Origin of the sequence: Pseudonocardia sp. (genome assembly GCF_035305885.1) — a bacterium.
Taxonomy (GTDB): domain Bacteria; phylum Actinomycetota; class Actinomycetes; order Mycobacteriales; family Pseudonocardiaceae; genus Pseudonocardia.
The window spans coordinates 63717-78992 of record NZ_DATGOP010000029.1 but is presented as its reverse complement, the minus strand read 5'-3'; the positions used below and the strand labels follow the sequence as shown (position 1 = coordinate 78992).

The window sequence follows — 15276 nt, the reverse complement described above, 5'->3', positions numbered from 1 at the left end:
GGAGGGCGCAGACTCGAGGCCCATGACCGGAACGCAGCCCGACCCGGCGGCCCGCATCGTCACCCCGGTGCTCACGACGCCGGAGACCCAGCGCACGATCCCCTTCCTGGGGCAGTCCTACCGCGTGCGGGTCTCCGGGGACGACACCGCGGGCACCTTCGCCCTCATGGACACCGAGGCCGGCCGCGGCCACGGCAGCCCGATGCACGTGCACCGCAACGACTCGGAGGTCTTCCTCGTCCTCGAGGGCACGCTGCGGGTGATCGTCGACGGGCAGGAGTACGAGGCCGGCGCGGGCGCCGCCGCGGTGCTCCCCGCGGGGCGGCCCCACGGCTTCGTGATCACCAGCGAGACCGCCCGCTACCTGACCCTGCACCACGGGCCCGCGTTCGAGCGGTTCACCGCGGCCGCGGGCGGCGAGGACCCGTCGCGGCTGGCCGAGATCGCCGACGCCTACGGGATCGACATCATCGGACCGCCGCCTGCGCTCTGACGTCGTTATTATGTGATACATAATAATCTCGTGAACGCGCCCGCACCCGAGGCGCTGCGGCTCATCCGGGCCTGGTACCGGCTGCAGCAGGCCACCGCGGCGTTCGGCAGGCACGTCGAGCGCACGTTCGGCGTGACCGGCGAGCAGCTCGCCCTCCTGCGCATCGTGGCGGAACGCGGGACCTGGCCGATGAAGGAGCTGCGCGAGCACCTCGTCATGCACCCCGCGACGCTCGGGCAGGCCCTGGACCGGCTGGCCGCACGCGGCCTCGTCACGCTGCGCGCCGACCCCGCGGACCGGCGCCGCCGGCTCGTCACGGCGACGGCGGAGGGGCGGGAACTGCTCGCGCGCGTGCCGCCGGTCGGCCCGGGCCGGCTCCGCTCGGTGAGCGCCGACCCCGGGGCGCTGGCCCGCGTCGCGGCCGCGTTCGAGGAGGCGGTGTCGTTGTTCGGGATGGAGAGGTGGGCCGATGATCCGCGGGATTGACAACGTGCTCATCGACGTCGGCGATCTCGCCGCCGCTCGCGCGCACTACGGCTCGTTGGGCCTGGCGGAGCGGTTCGCGCTCCCCGAGGCGGGGATCGTCCTCTACGCGATCGGCGACGAGCGCCCCGGCCTCCTGGTGCGCGGCGTCCCCGGCAAGACCGCATCGTCGTCCCCGCACGGGGCGAGGGTCTGGCTGGAGGTGGCCGACGCGCGCGCCTTCGCCCGGCGCTGCCCGCTCACCCCCATCGCGCCGCCGTTCGAGGTGCGCACGGGATGGGTCGTCGAGTACGCGGACGCGTGGGGCAACGTCGTGGGCGTCACCGACTACTCGGCGGACCCGACCAAGGCCCGGCCCTCAACGTCAGGAAAGCCACATTCCTGACGCTGCGCTTCAGGAAAGCCACATTCCTGACGCCCGCGGAAGCCGCTCCCACCGCGGCCCGGCCCTCCGGCCCGCTCCCGGTGGGCCGGAGGACCGTGTAACGCCCGCTCACCCCCGCCGAGCATCTCCCCACGCCGTGCGGCGCCGGAGCCGGGGCGCGTGGAGGTGGTGGGTCATGACGTCGCAGGCCGTCGGCCCGGTGCGCGTGACCGCGCGGTTGGACGCCCCGCTGAGCCGGTGGCTGTGGCTGGTGAAGTGGCTGCTCGTGCTGCCGCACGCGGTGGTGCTCGCGTTCCTGTGGGTGGCGTTCGCGGTGCTCAGCGTCGTCGCGTTCCTCGCGATCCTGGTCACCGGCCGCTACCCGCGCGCGATCTTCGACTTCAACGTCGGCGTGCTGCGCTGGTCGTGGCGCGTCGGCTACTACGCCTACGGCGCGCTCGGGACCGACCGCTACCCGCCGTTCACGCTCGGGGAGGCGCCCGACTACCCGGCGACGCTCGAGATCGCCTACCCCGAGCGGCTGTCGCGCGGCCTGGTGCTGGTCAAGTGGTGGCTGCTCGCGCTGCCGCACTACCTGGTCATCGCGTTCTTCATGGGCGGGGGGACCTACGCCGCCCACCGGTCGGGGGCGTGGACGACCGGGACCGACACCGACGGCGTGTGGTCGTTCGCGGGCGGGCTGATCGGGTTGCTCGCCTTCTTCGCCGCCGTCGCGCTGCTGTTCACCGGCCGCTACCCGCGCGGGGTGTTCGACCTGCTGCTCGGCATGCACCGCTGGGTGCTGCGGGTCGCGGCCTACGCGGCGCTGATGACCGACGCCTACCCGCCGTTCCGGCTGGACCTGGGCGGTGCCGAGCCGGGGGCGCTCGCCGTGGCCGAGGGCCCGCCGCCCGCGCCGTCGGGCCCGCCGCGGCGGCCGGGGTGGACGGCCGGGCGCATCGTCTCGGTCGTGCTCGGGTCGCTGCTGCTGGTGGGCGGCGTGGGCGCCGCCGCTGGTGGGATCGCGCTGCTCGCGGCCGACCGGGCGGGCCGCGACGCCGAGGGCTTCATCGGTGGCCCCCTCCGGCAGTACACGTCCGGCGGGTACGCGCTGGTGTTCGACCCGGTCGAGCTGCGGGACGGCGCGGGCGGCATCGACCTGGGCGCGGTGCTCGGCGACCTGCGGATCCGCGCGGCGGGCCGGGACCCGGAGGGGGTGTTCGTCGGGATCGGCCCCGCCGCCGACGTCGCGGGCTACCTCGGCGCGGTCGACCGCGACCGCCTCGCCGACATCGGCGACGGCGGCCACGGGGTGCAGGTGCACATCACGGGCGGCCCGCCCGCCGGGCCACCGGCCGCGCAGCCGTTCTGGGCGGCGTCGGCCGCGGGCACCGGGGAGCAGCGGCTCGTGTGGCGGGCGGCCGACGGGCGCTGGAGCGTGGTGGTCATGAACGCCGACGGGGGCAGGCCCGTGGTCGCGGACCTGTCGGCCGCGGCGACCGCGCCGGGGCTGCGCTGGGTGTGGGTCGGGCTGCTCACCGGCGCCGGGATCGCGCTGCTGGCCGGTGCGCTGCTGGTGGCCTTCGCCGTCCCGCGGGCCGATCAGAGGTAGCCCGCGTCCTCGAACGCGGGCAGCAGGTGGCCGGGGACGATGCGCCGCCCGCTGATCGCCTGCGGGATCAGCCGCACCCAGTGGCCGTGCTCGCCCGGCGCCCACGTGGTCAGGCCGGTTCCGTGCGTGCGGGCGATCACCTCGGCGCGGTGGGCGGGGGTGACCTCCTCGGCGAGCCCGCGCACCAGCACGCTCCAGCCGGAGCGGGTGCGCTGATCGATCTCGTCGACCTCGAAGGCGACGTTGGCGTGGTCGGCGGCGGCGAGCTTGGTGCCGGGCGCCATCCGCATCACGATGACCTCGCGGTCCAGGGCGTAGTTGACCGGGAGGATCAGCGGGTAGTGCTCGGCGTTGACGCCGAGCCGGCCGACCTGCTGCGTGGCGAGCAGCCGGTAGCACTCGTCAGCGGTGAGGACCTGCATCTCGGCGGCCTCGCGCTCGCGGTCGGTGGTCACGCCCCCACCCTCGCGCCCGGTGGCGGCCCCGTCATCCCGCCGGAGGGCCGCGCGGGGACGGACGGAAGTCCCGGCCGCGCACGAGCGAACGGCCCCCGGTGGCGGGGCGGCGGGCGCTACCGGCCGTCCCCGCTGGAGCGCCACGGTGGGGGCGGACGAGCGGAGGGAGCCCGATGAGCACGGATGTCGGCCGGAGGACGGTCACCGTCGGGGTGGACGGGTCGGATCACGCGCTGCGCGCGGTGCGGTGGGGCGCGGCAGAGGCCGGGCGCCGCGGCACCCCGCTGCGGCTGGTCACGGCGTTCGGGTGGCCGGGCGAACGGCCGGGCGGCTTCCGCCTCGACTACCACCAGATGCTGCGCGGCCGTGCCGAGGCGCAGCTGGCGCAGGCACGGGCCGAGGCGCTGCGGGTGGCGCCGTGCACCGAGGTCGAGGCCGAGGTGGTCGTCGGCTCGCCGCGCGCGGTGCTCGGAGCGGAGGCGCGCAGCGCGGAGGTGCTCGTCGTGGGCAGCCGGGGGTTCGGCCGCGTCGAAGGGCTGTTCGCCGGGTCCGTCGGCGTCGCGCTCGCCGCCGGCGCGCCGTGCCCGGTGGTCGTCGTCCGCGGGGAGGAACGGGACCCGGGCGAGGAGCAGCGGCTGCCGGTCGTGGTGGGCGTCGACGGGGCCACCTGGAGCGAGGAGGCGATCGCGTTCGCCTTCGACGCGGCCGCGAGCCGCGGGGTGGAACTGGTCGCCGTGCACGTGTGGCACGAGGTTGCGGCGCCGTTCGGCTACGACCCGTTCGCCGACCCCGCGGCGGTGGCCGACGAGGAGCTGCGGGCGCTGGACGGGCGGCTCGCCGAGCACCTCTCCCGGTGGGCGGGCAAGCACCCGGACGTGCCGGTGCGCCGCGTCCTGGTGCGCGGGCGGCCGGCGCCCCGCCTGCTGGAGCAGGCGCAGCAGGCCCAGCTCGTGGTCGTGGGGTCGCACGGGTGGGGCGGGTTCCCCGGGCTGGTCCTCGGGTCGGTGGGCAACGCCCTCGTGCACCGCGCGCCCTGCCCGGTCGCCGTCGTGCGGCCCTGACGCGCCCGGTCGGAGCAAACTCGGTCAGCGCAACAGCACAGCGCGCAGCTCGCGGCGGGGCGTCGCGGGCAGCTCGGGCGCGCCCTGCGCCGGCCACCCGACCCGGATGACGAGCTGGGGCCGCTCCGGCACCCCCAGCACGTCCCGCTGGATGCGCAGGCGGGTGTCGTCGATCTCCGTGGCCTGGCTGAGCGGGGTGGTGGCGAGCCCGAGCTTCGTCGCCGCGAGCAGGACCGCGCTGGCCGCCTCACCGGCGCGCAGGCGGTCGACGGGGCCGTCGGCGGCCGTGGTGAGGACGAGCAGCTCGGCCCCGTCGTCGCCCGCGCCGCGGCCCGGCGTCTGCGTCGGCTGGGCGAGCCCGGTGGGGCCGAAGCGGCGTAGCGGGGACGGGGCGGTGGCGCCGACCGGTGGCGCGGCGACGTGGGTGGCGGGCACCCCGTCGTGGCCGCCGGGGAGGCGGTGGGTCCACATCCGCAGCTCGGCGGCGTAGCCGGCCTCCTCGCTCTGCAGCCGCGCGGCCGTCCCGATCGTCGCGAGCAGCCGCTCGCGCGCCTGCGGCCGGGTCACCGGGACCAGCGTCGCCCCGTTGCGGGCGGCCTGCTCGACGAGGGCGCGCAGGTGGTCGGCCGGGACGGGGCGGCGGCTCAGGCGGCGCCGGTCGGTCCGGCGCCGCGCGATCGCGCAGAACAGCTCGGCGTCGGCCGGGTCGCCGCCCGGCCGCACGGTGACGGTGGCCAGCAGGGTCTCGTCGTCGGCGTCGGGGAGGCGGTGGACCTCGGCGTGCAGGCCGCGCGCGGCGAGGGCGACGCGGAGGTGGTGCAGGGCCGCCCCGCAGCTGATGACGAGGTCGCGGCGGTCCGGGTCGGTGGCGATGAGGTGGCGCTGCGGGTCGGCGTGCAGCTGCACGTCCTCCGGGCCGATCCGCCACAGCCAGGGCTGGGTGTTGTGCACCGACGGCGCGCGGAGGGCGTCGGTGACGGCGTCGGCGAGCGTCGCGGCCGTCATCGGATGCCACCGCCGGCGCCGACCGGGGCCGGCGCCCGTGGGGTCAGCAGGACGGCGCACGGGGCGTGGAACAGCGCGCTGCGCGCGACGAGGCCGAGCGGCCCGCCCCGGCGGGGGCCGCCGAGCACGAGCAGGTCCGCGTCGAGCCGTTCGCCGACGAGCTCGTGCGGCTGCATCCGGGCGAGCCACCCGCGCACCCGGACCCCGGGGGCGCGGCGGGTCGCCGCCCGGACGGCCGCCGCGAGGAGGTCGCCCGCGGTGCCGGCCGCGGCGTCGATGCCGACGCTGTGCTCGCCGAACGACGCGGGGAGCCCGTGCGCCACCACCAGCTCCGCGCCCATGTGGCCGGCGCACGCGGCCGCCTCGGCGAGGACGCCGTCGTCGTCGGGGAAGGACCGCACCGCGGCCACGACCCGGGGCGGGCGGGCGCGGCCGCGGTGCGGCCCGGGCAGGACCAGCACCGGGTCGCCGCGGCGGGCGGCGCGGACGCCGATCTCGGCGAGCTCCTCGACCCGGCGGCAGGACGCCGGGTCCGCCGGGTGCGCGGGGGCGGCCCGCCGCTCGACCCGCCGGGCGGCCTCGGCGCTGCGGCGCAGCGCCCAGCCGGGGACCTCGTCGCCGACGACCACGAGCGTCCCGCCGGGTGACGCGCCGGGGCCCGGTCGGGTTCCGGCGCCTGGTGCGGTGGTTGTCGCGTTCATCTCGCGCTCATCCGTCCCGCCGCTCGATCACCTGTGCGATCGGTCGGCGCGGGGTCGGGGGCGGCTCCGAACCGAGCGGCGCCCAGCCGACGCGCAGCAGCAGCTGCGGGCAGAGGGTCCCGCCCAGCACCGCGTCGCGGATGGTGGCCCGCGTGTCGGCGACCTCGAGCGGCTGGCTGAGCGGGCACGTCGCGAGACCCAGCTCGGTGGCGCGCAGCAGCACCGCGCTCGCCGACTCGCCCGCCCGCAGCTGCGAGAGCCGGTCGTCGGAGGTGGTGCCGAGGACGAGCAGGGCCGCCCCGTCCTCCTCGGGGGCCTCGGGCTGCTCGAGCAGGCCCGCGGTGAACCGCCGGGAGGTGCCGCCCGGCTCGCGCAGCAGGTTGGCGGCGGGCACGCCGGTGTCGTCGGCGACGCGGCCGCTCCACAGCGCCGTCTCGGTTCGGTTCGCCGGGTCCGCGGCCTGGGCCTCGGCGGCCTCGCGGATCGCCTCGAGCAGCAGCCACCGGCCGCGCGCCTCGGCGACGTGCCGCACCAGCGCGCCGTGCCCGGCGGCCGCGTCCGCGAGCTCGTCGAGGAAACCCCGCGGGATCTCCCAGTCGGTGAAGCGGCGGCGGTCGGTGCGCCTGCGCGGGATGGCGCTCGCGAGCCCGAGGTCGGCGTCGGCGGGCGGCTCCGGCCACAGCTCGAGCGCGGCCAGGTGGTCCGGCTCGTCCGGGTTCGGCAGCCGGTGCACCGTCGCGCGGATCCCCGCGGCGGCCAGCGCGATCCGCATGTGGTGCAGCACGATGCCGCAGCTCAGGACGAGGTCGCGGCGGTCGGCGTCGGTCGCGGGCAGCCACCGGTCGACGTCCGCGTACAGGTGCACGGTCGTCCGCCCGAGGACGAACCGCCACGGCTGGCTGTTGTGCACCGAGGGGGCGTGCGCCGCCAGCTCCAGCGCGCTGATCACGCTGCGTTGATCGACCCGGCGCTGATCGGCACTGCCCGAAGCGACGCGCTCGGTCATCCCTGCTCCTCGGTTGCGGTGGCGACGGAGGTCGGAGTTCCTCCTTCCCCGCCGACGATCCGCCCGGACCGGCGCTTCCGGCCAGCGGCGGTGGTCCCGGCGGGGCAGGACTCTCGCCCCCCGCGACCAGGGCCTCCGGCGCTTCCGCGCAGGCCGCCCGCCGGAGCAGTGTTCCCACACCGACCGTGAAGGGAGGGGGTCGCCATGCGTCGTGATCCGTGCCCTGACCCGGATCGCGCACCCGTCCCCGGGCCGCTCCCGCGCCGCGCCGTCGACCGGGTCGAGGACGCCGTCGCGTGGTTCCTGACCGGGGCTGCCCTGCTCGTGCTCGTGTTCGCCGTGCTGACCGGGTTCGGGGTGCACGCCAGGGAGGCCGAGCGGGCGGAGCGCGCCGCCGACACCGCGTGGCGCACGCGCGCCGTGCTGCTCGAGGACGCCCACGTGGTGTACGCGGAGTACGCGCGGATGCCCGCCAAGGTCGAGGCGCGCTGGGTCGACCGCGACGGGCGCGAGCACGTCGGCAAGGTGCAGCCGCTGCGCTCGCAGCCCGCGGGCACCGAGGTGGCCGTGTGGATCGGCCCCGACGGCGAGCCCACCACGGCCCCTGCGCACCCGGCCAGCCCCGTGATCGGCGGGTTCGTGGCAGCGATCGGGGTGGTGTGCGCGGGGTGGACGCCCCTGTTCGTCGCGTGGCTCGGCGTCCGCCACCTCACGGCGCGGTACACGGCGCGGCGGTGGGAGGAGGAGTGGGCGCGGGTCGAGCCGACGTGGCGCCGCACCCTCCTGTGACCCGCCGCCCCCGGGCGACGGCTACCGGGCGATGAGGTCGGCCGGGTCGCGCCGGCGCGTCGGGGGCACCGGCCAGCCGTGGCCGATGCGCAGCACGGCGTGCGGGGCCCGCGTGCCGCGGACGAGGCGCCGCACCTCCTCGCGGGCGTGCGGCACCTCCACCACGTGGGAGAGGAAGGAGGTGGCCAGGCCCTCCGCGGTGGCGGTGAGCAGGACCCGCTGCAGCGCCTGACCGGCCTGCACGTCCGCGGCGCGGCCGGGCAGGTGCGCGGTCAGCACCGCGATGAGCGGCTCCTCCTCGAAGTCCTTGCCGGGTTGTCGCCCGGGCCGGGTCCCGCCGGTGAAGTCGCGCAGCACCCAGCGGTCGTGCGGTTCGGCGGGCGCGCCCGCGATCGCGGGGACCCCTTCGGCCTCGTCGTCCGCGCGGGCCGTCCAGCGGGCGAACTCGGCCCGGAACTCGGGGTCGGCCAGCTGGGCGCGGTGGGCGCGGGCGGCGATCTCGCGCAACACCCGGCGCAGGCCCGGGTCGTCGACCATGTCCAGCCGGGCGCCCTCCTCGAGCGCCGCGCGGCGCAGCGCCGCCCGGGCGGGCGGGTCCACCGGCTCGTCGGTGAAGGGATGGCGGTTCGTGCGGCGCAGCGGCACGGCGCGCAGCAGCCGCAGCTGCTCGGGGGTCGCCGTGGTGGTCCCGCCGTGGCGGACCACGGCGATCAGGTCCGGCCGGTCCGGGTCGGGCAGGACGGTGACCTCCGGCCGGATCCCGTCGCCGAGCAGCGCTAGCCGCAGGTTGTACAGGGCGGCGCCGCAGCCCATGCGCAGCTCGCGGTCCTCCGGGTCGACGGCGGGGAGCCTGCGCTCCGGATCGGCGTACAGCTCGATGGCGGCCGGTTCCAGCCGCAACCGCCAGGGTTGCGCGTTGTGCAGCGACGGCGCCTGCCCGACGGTCACCAGAAGCGCTTCGACCCGGTCGGGGGCGAGGCCGAGGGTCTCGGGGAATGCGGTCGTCATCGGTCACATCCAGCCGTCGCTCGGGAGCGCGGGCCCTTGTGCCCGCGCTCGCGCGCCCACCCTCACCCCGCGACGGCGGCCGCGGTACGGGCGAACGGCCCCTCAGGTGGCGGACCAGCGACGGTCAGCGGTAGCCGCCGTTCTTGCGCAGCTCGGCGGCGTAGACCGCGGCCTCGGTGCGGCGCGAGAAGCCGAGCTTGTGCAGAAGCGACGACACGTAGTTCTTCACGGTCTTCTCGGCCAGGTACATCTCCGCCCCGATCTGCCGGTTGGTCAGGCCGTCGGCGATCAGGTGGAGGATGCGCCGCTCCTGCGGGGACAGCGACTCGTAGCGCGGGTCGACGGGCTCGTCGCCCTTGCGCAGCCGCTCCAGCACCGCCGCGGTGGCCTTGGGGTCGAGCAGCGACCCGCCCGCCGCGATCGTCCGGACGGCTCCGATGAGGTCGACGCCGGTGACCTGCTTGAGCAGGTAACCCGAGGCTCCCGCCATGATCGCGCCGAACAACGCCTCGTCGTCGGCGTAGGAGGTGAGCATCAGGCACGCCGGCGGCGGGGTGACGGCCGAGCGGATGTCGCGGCAGACGGTGACGCCGTCACCGTCCGGCAGGCGGACGTCGAGGATGGCGACGTCGGGGCGCAGGGCGGGGATCCGGGCCAGCGCCTGCGCGGCCGTGCTCGCCTCGCCCGCGACCGTGATGTCATCGTGGCCCTCGAGCAGCTGGGCGATCCCGCGCCGGACGATCTCGTGGTCGTCGAGCAGGAACACGGAGATGGTCACGGCGGTAGGCCTTTCGATCCGGTGGGACAGCGACGACGGTAGTCGCGGGTACCCCCTCGCGCGAGCCGCAGTCGGCCCACGAAAGGGGGCCGAACGGCCCTGTTCGGATCGGCCCGATCGTCACTGACCGGCGGTCAACCCGCCGCGTGCCGCCACAGGTGCCCGGCCCGCTCCAGCGCGTGCTCCACCGGGCCCGCCGTGTCGACGGCGACGGCCTCCGGCCACGGGTCGGCCGCGTCCGCCATCAGCGTGGCGACCTGCACCGTCGCGTCGGACGGGCCGCCGCGGCGGGCGGCGATGCGGCGGGCGGTCGTCGCGGCGTCGGCCCGGCACTCCAGCTGCAGCAGCTCGCTGCTCGTGCGGCGGGCGACCGCGACTGCTGCGGCCCGGCGGGTCGCGGACGTCCACGACGCGTCGAGCACCACCGACTCGCCCCGGCGGAGCAGCTCCTCGGCGCGGTGCACCAGCTCGGCGTAGAGCTCCTCGGTGCGCTCGGGGGCGTAGATGCCCGCGCCGAACGGGGCGGCGGCCGAGCGGGTCGGGTCGATGCCGGCCAGCTCCTTGCGGATGCGGTCGCTGGAGAGCACCACGGCGCCGAACCGGTCGGCGAGCGCCCCGGCCAGCGTGGTCTTCCCGGTGCCGGGCAGGCCACCCACCAGGGCCAGGCGCGGGGCGCCCTCGCGCAGGTGGCGCAGCGCGATGGCGAGGTGGTGCGCGGCCTCGGCGCCCGCGTCCGGGTCGCCCTGGGCGTGGCGGATGCACGCGACCTTCGCCCGCACCCCCGCCCGGTAGGCGGTGTAGTGGTGGCGCAGCGACGCCGGGGCGCGGTCGCCGGAGAACGCGACGTAGAGGTCGAGGAACCGCTCGCCGAGGTCGGGCCGCCCGAGCCGCTCCAGGTCCATGGCGAGGAACGCGACGTCGTCGAGCGCGTCGACGAACCGCAGATGGTCGTCGAACTCCAGGCAGTCCAGCACCCGCGGGCCGTCGTCGAGGCAGAACACGTCCCCGGCGATGAGGTCGCCGTGCCCGTCGACGATCCGGTCGTCGGCGAGCCGCTCGGCGAACAGCGGGCCCCGGCCGGCCAGGAACCGGGTGACGAGCCGGTCGACCTCGTCCGCCGACCCCGCGGGGAACAGGTCGGGCTCGTGGCGGCGCAGCTCCTCGGTGTTGGCGAGCCAGCGGGCGCGCAGCGCCTCCCGGTCGCCCTCGAGCGCGATCCGCGGCCCTCGCTCGGCGCGCGCGTGGAAGGCGGCCATCAGGCGGGCCAGCGCGCGCAAGGAGGCGTCGACGTCGGCGCCGCGGCGCACCAGCGTCGACAGCCGCCGCGCCGCGGGCATCCGGCGCATGACGAGCAGGGGCTCGGCCCCGCCGTCGTCGCCCGGCTCGCCGGTGGCCGACGGCGCCGACAGCCGGGAGAGCCCGAGGTAGACGTCGGGGGCGAGCCTGCGGTTGAGCGCCAGCTCGCGGCGCAGCGCGGCGAGCCGCCGCTCGGGCGTGCCGAAGTCCAGGAACGACGTGCGCACCGGCTTCTTCAGCTTGTACGCGCGGTCGCCGAGCAGCAGCACGACCCCGACGTGGGTCTCGTGGACCGCCGCGTGCTGCTCTCCATCCTCGCCTGTGGCCACGTGGATCTCCTCGTCTCGGGTCCGTGGCCCCAGGCTGCGTCGCGCGGGCGGCCGCCGGCAGGGGCGGAGGACCCGTACCCGGGCGGGCCGAGGTCGCGCCGGGGCCGGCCGACGGACCGACGAACGGCCCGGGCCGGCGGGGCCGTGCGACCGTCGTCGCGGCGCCGCCCCGGCGGCCAACCTGGCAGCGTGACGGCCGAACATGCTGCATTCGCGGCCTCCGTCGACCCGGCGCTCTACTCCGTGGTTGCCGCGGAGCCGACCACCGAGCCGGAGGTCCGGGTCCTGGGGGTGCCGGGACCGGTACTGGAGGCGCTGCGCGCCGCGGCGTCGTCGCACGTGATCCCGGGCGCTCGGCGCTGGTGGGTCACCGGAGACCGCTCGATGACGGCGGTGCACGGCGCGGGTACCCCGCACGTGGCGGGCCCGGTCGCCGCGGCGACCCGGGTGGCCGCGGGCGCCGCCGTCCTGTCCGTCCGGCTGGCGGTGGCGTGGGCCGGGTTCCGGCCGGTCACCAGCCTGCTACCGGGCGGCCACGCCCGCAGCGTCCTCGCCGTCGTGCGCACGGGGATGGCTGCCGCCCCGACGCGGGTGGAGCGGGTGCTGCTCACCGCGGGGATCGCGCGCTCCGCGGCCCGCCCGGGCGCCCCGGCCCCGGTCACGGCCACGCGCGGCCTGCTGCGCACCGCCGCCGACACCGAGGGGGTCCGGCTGCGCACGGCGGTCACCGCCGAGGAGCGCGACCGGCTGCTGTCGCTGATCCCCGTCGACGCCGACGCCGTCCCGCCCGGGGGCATCGTGGCCCTGCTCGGCGCCGACCACGATCCGCCCGCGGGCGATCTGCGGGCGGGTGCGGCCCTGCAGCGGCTGCTGTGGACGGCCACGGCCCTCGGCTGGACGGGAACGGTGCTGGCCGGCCCGGTCGAGTTGGCGGCGACGGGCGCGTGCCCGCGGTGGCGCGACGCCCTGGGCGTGGTCCCGCGCCTGCTGGTCCACGTCGACACCGGCACCCACTGAGACAGGCTCACCGAGACAGGCTCACCGAGACAGGCTCACTGAGACAGGCGCTGAGACAGGGACAGGCACTGAAGACGCACACGAGGAGGGCCCGTCCGGATCGGACGGGCCCTCCTCGTGTGCGTGCGGGTGGTCAGGCCCGCTTGACCTTGATCTTGGTCGGCGGGGTCTCGGCCCGCTGCGGAACCGGGATGCGGATCTCCAGGATGCCGTCCTTGTAGGTGGCCTTGATGTCGGACTCGTTCACCCCGTCGGGCAGGGGCAGGGTGCGGCTCATGCTGCCGTAGCGCAGCTCGTGCCGCAGGTAGCCCTTGTCCTCGGTGCGGTCCTCGATCCGCCGCTCCGCGTTGATCCGGAGCATGCCGTCGGCCACGGTGAGCTCGACGTCGCGCTCCGGGTCGATGCCCGGCAGCTCGGCGCGGATCACCTCGGTGTCACCGTCGCGGTACTCGTCGACGCGGATGAGGTCCTCGCCCGGCCAGTCCCACGCGAAGCCGAACGGCCTGCGCATCGGGAACGAGCGCATCCACTCGTCGAAGATGCGGTCCATCCGGTTGAACCGGCCGGCGGCGTCCGCGCCGCGGTCCCGCCGAATCAGGCTGCCCATGTGCCGTGTCCTTCCCTCGGCGTCTGCTTGCCTTGCACCAGCGACGGTGCCGCGCAGCGCGGGGAGCGGGCAGGGTCCTTCGACCCGCGGGCGGCGGCCGGGAGACCGCGAACCGGGCGGACCGTCGTCCGCCGGTCGATGATGGGTCCGTGGCCCGGCACGTGTACGTGATGGCGGTGGAGGCCGGCACCGGGAAGTCGGCGGTGGTGCTCGGCCTGGCCGAGGTGCTGTCGCGGCACGCGGGTCGGATGGCGCTGTTCCGGCCGCTGGTCGCGGCCGCCGACCCGCCGGACCCGGACGTCGAGCTCGTCCGCTGCCGCTACCGGCTGGGGCAGGCCTACGCCGAGTCGTTCGCGCTGACCGCCGACGACCTCCCTGACGCGCGCGACGAGTACGAGCAGCTGCTCGCCCGCGTGCTGGACGGGTGCGCGCGGGTGGGCGCCGACGCCGACGTCGTGCTGCTGGAGGGCAGCGACTTCACCTCCGCGTCCCCGCTGGTCGAGCTGGACCTCAACGTCGACGTCGCCCGCAACCTCGCCGCGCCGGTCCTGCTGGTGGTCGGCGGCCGCGCCCGCCGCGCGGACCAGGTGCTGCGGGCAGCCCACCAGGGCGTCGCGGTGCTCGCCGACCGCGGCTGCGCGGTGCTGGGCGTGCTCGCCAACCGCGTCCCCGCCGCCGAGGTCGACGCGGTGCGCGCCGGCATGCCCGATGCGGTGGGAGACCTGGTGTGGGGCGTGCTGCCCGAGGTGGCGCTGCTGGCCGCGCCGACCGTCACCGAGATCGCCGACCGGCTGGGGGCCCGCCCGGTCGTCGCGCCCGCCGCCCCGCGCGAGGTCACGCGGATCATCGTCGGCGCGATGGGCCTGCCCGCCTTCCTCGACCGCATCGCCGAGGGAGACCTGGTGATCACGCCGGGGGACCGCGCCGACATCGTCGCGGGGATCCTCGCCGCGCGCGCGTCCGCCGGGTACCCGTCGGTGGCCGGGCTGCTGCTGTCCGGGGGGATGGTCACCGAGCCGGTGCGCCGGCTCGCCCCCGGGTTCGAGGAGGCGGGCATCCCGGTGCTCGCGGTCGACACCGACACGTTCGACACGGCCACCGCCGTCCGCGAGGTGCGCGGCGCGATCACCGCCGACAGCGCGCGCAAGGTCGCCACGGCCATCGCGCTGTTCGAGGACAACGTCGACCACGAGCGGCTGCGCGCGCGGCTCGCCGTCGCCCGGCCCACCCGGACGACCCCGCTCATGTTCCAGCAGCAGCTGCTGGAGCGTGCCCGCGCGCACCGGCGGCACATCGTGCTGCCCGAGGGCACCGAGGATCGGATCCTGCAGGCCGCCGAGCAGGTGCTGCTGCGCGGCGTCGCGGACCTCACGTTGCTCGGTCGCGAGGACGAGGTGCGGTCGCGGGCCGCGGCGCTGGGGGTGGACACCTCGGCGGCGCGGGTGGTCGACCCGGTGACCTCGCCGTGGCGCGAGCCGTTCGCCCAGGCCTACGCCGACCTGCGCCGGCACCGGGGGGTGGCGGTGCCGGTGGCGCTCGACCTGATGGCCGACCCGACCTACTTCGGGACGATGATGGTGCGCCAGGGCCACGCCGACGGCCTGGTCTCCGGCGCCGCGCACACCACCGCGCACACCATCCGGCCGGCGTTCGAGGTGATCCGCACCGCACCCGGGGTGTCGCTGGTGTCCAGCGCCTTCCTCATGTGCCTGTCCGACCGGGTGCTGGTCTACGCCGACTGCGCCGTGGTGCCGAACCCCACCGCCGAACAGCTCGCCGACATCGCGATCTCCGCCGCGGGCACGGCCGAGATGTTCGGGATCGAGCCGCGGGTGGCGATGCTGTCGTACTCGACCGGGGAGTCCGGTTCGGGCAGCGACGTCGACCACGTGCGCCGGGCCACCGCGCTGGTCCGCGAGCGCGCCCCCGACCTGCCCGTCGAGGGCCCGGTGCAGTACGACGCGGCCGTCGACCCCGAGGTGGCGCGCACCAAGCTGCCGGGCAGCCCGGTCGCGGGCCGCGCGACGGTGCTGGTGTTCCCCGACCTCAACACCGGCAACAACACCTACAAGGCCGTGCAGCGCAGCGCGGGCGCGGTCGCGATCGGGCCGGTGCTGCAGGGGCTCGCGCGGCCGGTGAACGACCTGTCCCGCGGCGCGACCGTCACCGACATCGTCAACACGATCGCGATCACCGCCATCCAGGCCCGTTGACCGCCCGCCGACCCGGGCCGAACGGCGGTACCCGCGCCGACGTCCGGCCCTGGAGCGCG

Annotated in this window: 16 protein-coding genes; 8 read left to right on the top strand and 8 right to left on the bottom strand. The window is 76.7% G+C overall.

Features of this window, described 5'->3' with window-relative positions; translation table 11 throughout:
- The first annotated feature begins 22 nt into the window (after positions 1–22).
- The 4 genes from VKZ81_RS05200 to VKZ81_RS05185 all read left to right on the top strand — a co-directional run bounded on the left by VKZ81_RS05200 (position 23) and on the right by VKZ81_RS05185 (position 2952).
- Positions 23–493 (top strand): cupin domain-containing protein, encoded by a 471-nt coding sequence (locus VKZ81_RS05200; protein WP_324240255.1) that lies wholly within the window; start codon positions 23–25, stop codon positions 491–493.
- 30 nt (positions 494–523) lie between these two features.
- Entirely contained in the window at positions 524–979 is a 456-nt protein-coding gene (locus tag VKZ81_RS05195; RefSeq protein ID WP_324240254.1) for a MarR family winged helix-turn-helix transcriptional regulator, read from the top strand.
- Complete coding sequence (locus VKZ81_RS05190; protein ID WP_324240253.1) at positions 963–1361, top strand: VOC family protein; 399 nt, start codon at positions 963–965, stop codon at positions 1359–1361. The genes VKZ81_RS05195 and VKZ81_RS05190 overlap by 17 nt, the downstream gene beginning before the upstream one ends.
- Before the next feature lie 175 nt (positions 1362–1536).
- The gene (locus tag VKZ81_RS05185; protein ID WP_324240252.1) at positions 1537–2952 is read left to right on the top strand and encodes a DUF4389 domain-containing protein; all 1416 of its coding nucleotides are present in this window, start codon (positions 1537–1539) and stop codon (positions 2950–2952) included.
- On the opposite strand, the gene VKZ81_RS05180 is transcribed toward VKZ81_RS05185, so the two are convergent.
- Entirely contained in the window at positions 2943–3407 is a 465-nt protein-coding gene (locus VKZ81_RS05180; protein ID WP_324240251.1) for a pyridoxamine 5'-phosphate oxidase family protein, read from the bottom strand. The genes VKZ81_RS05185 and VKZ81_RS05180 overlap by 10 nt on opposite strands.
- 173 nt (positions 3408–3580) lie before the next feature.
- Between VKZ81_RS05180 and VKZ81_RS05175 the strand changes: the two genes are divergently transcribed.
- On the top strand, positions 3581–4468 hold the full coding sequence (locus VKZ81_RS05175; RefSeq protein ID WP_324240250.1) for a universal stress protein: 888 nt from the start codon (positions 3581–3583) through the stop codon (positions 4466–4468).
- Between the two features lie 24 nt (positions 4469–4492).
- Here the strand turns inward: VKZ81_RS05175 and VKZ81_RS05170 are convergent, their stop codons facing one another.
- Genes VKZ81_RS05170 through VKZ81_RS05160 form a run of 3 tightly spaced genes read right to left on the bottom strand, consistent with a single transcriptional unit; the run spans position 4493 to position 7180 of the window.
- Entirely contained in the window at positions 4493–5473 is a 981-nt protein-coding gene (locus VKZ81_RS05170; protein WP_324240249.1) for an Acg family FMN-binding oxidoreductase, read from the bottom strand.
- Complete coding sequence (locus tag VKZ81_RS05165) at positions 5470–6174, bottom strand: universal stress protein (protein WP_324240248.1); 705 nt, start codon at positions 6172–6174, stop codon at positions 5470–5472. Before VKZ81_RS05165 ends, VKZ81_RS05170 begins: the two co-directional genes overlap by 4 nt.
- Positions 6175–6181: 7 nt before the next feature.
- Positions 6182–7180: an Acg family FMN-binding oxidoreductase gene (locus tag VKZ81_RS05160; protein ID WP_324240247.1), complete on the bottom strand. Its 999-nt coding sequence runs from the start codon at positions 7178–7180 to the stop codon at positions 6182–6184.
- 204 nt (positions 7181–7384) lie between these two features.
- On the opposite strand from VKZ81_RS05160, the gene VKZ81_RS05155 reads away from it, so the two are divergent.
- Positions 7385–7969, top strand: coding sequence for an Rv1733c family protein (locus tag VKZ81_RS05155; RefSeq protein ID WP_324240246.1), 585 nt, complete (start codon positions 7385–7387; stop codon positions 7967–7969).
- Positions 7970–7990: 21 nt separating this feature from the next.
- Here the strand turns inward: VKZ81_RS05155 and VKZ81_RS05150 are convergent, their stop codons facing one another.
- The 3 genes from VKZ81_RS05150 to VKZ81_RS05140 all read right to left on the bottom strand — a co-directional run bounded on the left by VKZ81_RS05150 (position 7991) and on the right by VKZ81_RS05140 (position 11380).
- Positions 7991–8977: an Acg family FMN-binding oxidoreductase gene (locus VKZ81_RS05150; protein WP_324240245.1), complete on the bottom strand. Its 987-nt coding sequence runs from the start codon at positions 8975–8977 to the stop codon at positions 7991–7993.
- 124 nt (positions 8978–9101) lie between these two features.
- Positions 9102–9755: a response regulator transcription factor gene (locus tag VKZ81_RS05145; protein WP_324240244.1), complete on the bottom strand. Its 654-nt coding sequence runs from the start codon at positions 9753–9755 to the stop codon at positions 9102–9104.
- 134 nt (positions 9756–9889) lie between these two features.
- On the bottom strand, positions 9890–11380 hold the full coding sequence (locus VKZ81_RS05140) for a bifunctional aminoglycoside phosphotransferase/ATP-binding protein (RefSeq protein WP_324240243.1): 1491 nt from the start codon (positions 11378–11380) through the stop codon (positions 9890–9892).
- 189 nt (positions 11381–11569) lie between these two features.
- On the opposite strand from VKZ81_RS05140, the gene VKZ81_RS05135 reads away from it, so the two are divergent.
- Positions 11570–12397 carry a hypothetical protein gene (locus tag VKZ81_RS05135; RefSeq protein WP_324240242.1) on the top strand — a complete coding sequence of 276 codons (828 nt, stop codon included), beginning with the start codon at positions 11570–11572 and terminating at the stop codon, positions 12395–12397.
- A 133-nt stretch (positions 12398–12530) separates the two neighbouring features.
- On the opposite strand, the gene VKZ81_RS05130 is transcribed toward VKZ81_RS05135, so the two are convergent.
- Entirely contained in the window at positions 12531–13004 is a 474-nt protein-coding gene (locus VKZ81_RS05130) for an Hsp20/alpha crystallin family protein (protein WP_324240241.1), read from the bottom strand.
- Between the two features lie 149 nt (positions 13005–13153).
- Here VKZ81_RS05130 and pta point away from each other — a divergent pair, with 149 nt between their 5' ends.
- Positions 13154–15217, top strand: a complete 2064-nt coding sequence (gene pta / locus VKZ81_RS05125; RefSeq protein WP_324240240.1) for a phosphate acetyltransferase — start codon at positions 13154–13156, stop codon at positions 15215–15217.
- Positions 15218–15276: the final 59 nt, after the last annotated feature.

Excerpts from the sequence above, each read along its gene's own strand:
- VKZ81_RS05165 (WP_324240248.1), bottom strand. The coding sequence starts at position 6,174 with ATGAACGCGACAACCACCGCACCAGGCGCCGGAACCCGACCGGGCCCC.
- VKZ81_RS05200 (WP_324240255.1), top strand. The coding sequence starts at position 23 with ATGACCGGAACGCAGCCCGACCCGGCGGCCCGCATCGTCACCCCGGTG.
- VKZ81_RS05190 (WP_324240253.1), top strand. The coding sequence starts at position 963 with ATGATCCGCGGGATTGACAACGTGCTCATCGACGTCGGCGATCTCGCC.
- VKZ81_RS05155 (WP_324240246.1), top strand. The coding sequence starts at position 7,385 with ATGCGTCGTGATCCGTGCCCTGACCCGGATCGCGCACCCGTCCCCGGG.
- VKZ81_RS05170 (WP_324240249.1), bottom strand. The coding sequence starts at position 5,473 with ATGACGGCCGCGACGCTCGCCGACGCCGTCACCGACGCCCTCCGCGCG.
- VKZ81_RS05150 (WP_324240245.1), bottom strand. The coding sequence starts at position 8,977 with ATGACGACCGCATTCCCCGAGACCCTCGGCCTCGCCCCCGACCGGGTC.
- VKZ81_RS05175 (WP_324240250.1), top strand. The coding sequence starts at position 3,581 with ATGAGCACGGATGTCGGCCGGAGGACGGTCACCGTCGGGGTGGACGGG.
- VKZ81_RS05130 (WP_324240241.1), bottom strand. The coding sequence starts at position 13,004 with ATGGGCAGCCTGATTCGGCGGGACCGCGGCGCGGACGCCGCCGGCCGG.
- VKZ81_RS05160 (WP_324240247.1), bottom strand. The coding sequence starts at position 7,180 with ATGACCGAGCGCGTCGCTTCGGGCAGTGCCGATCAGCGCCGGGTCGAT.
- VKZ81_RS05185 (WP_324240252.1), top strand. The coding sequence starts at position 1,537 with ATGACGTCGCAGGCCGTCGGCCCGGTGCGCGTGACCGCGCGGTTGGAC.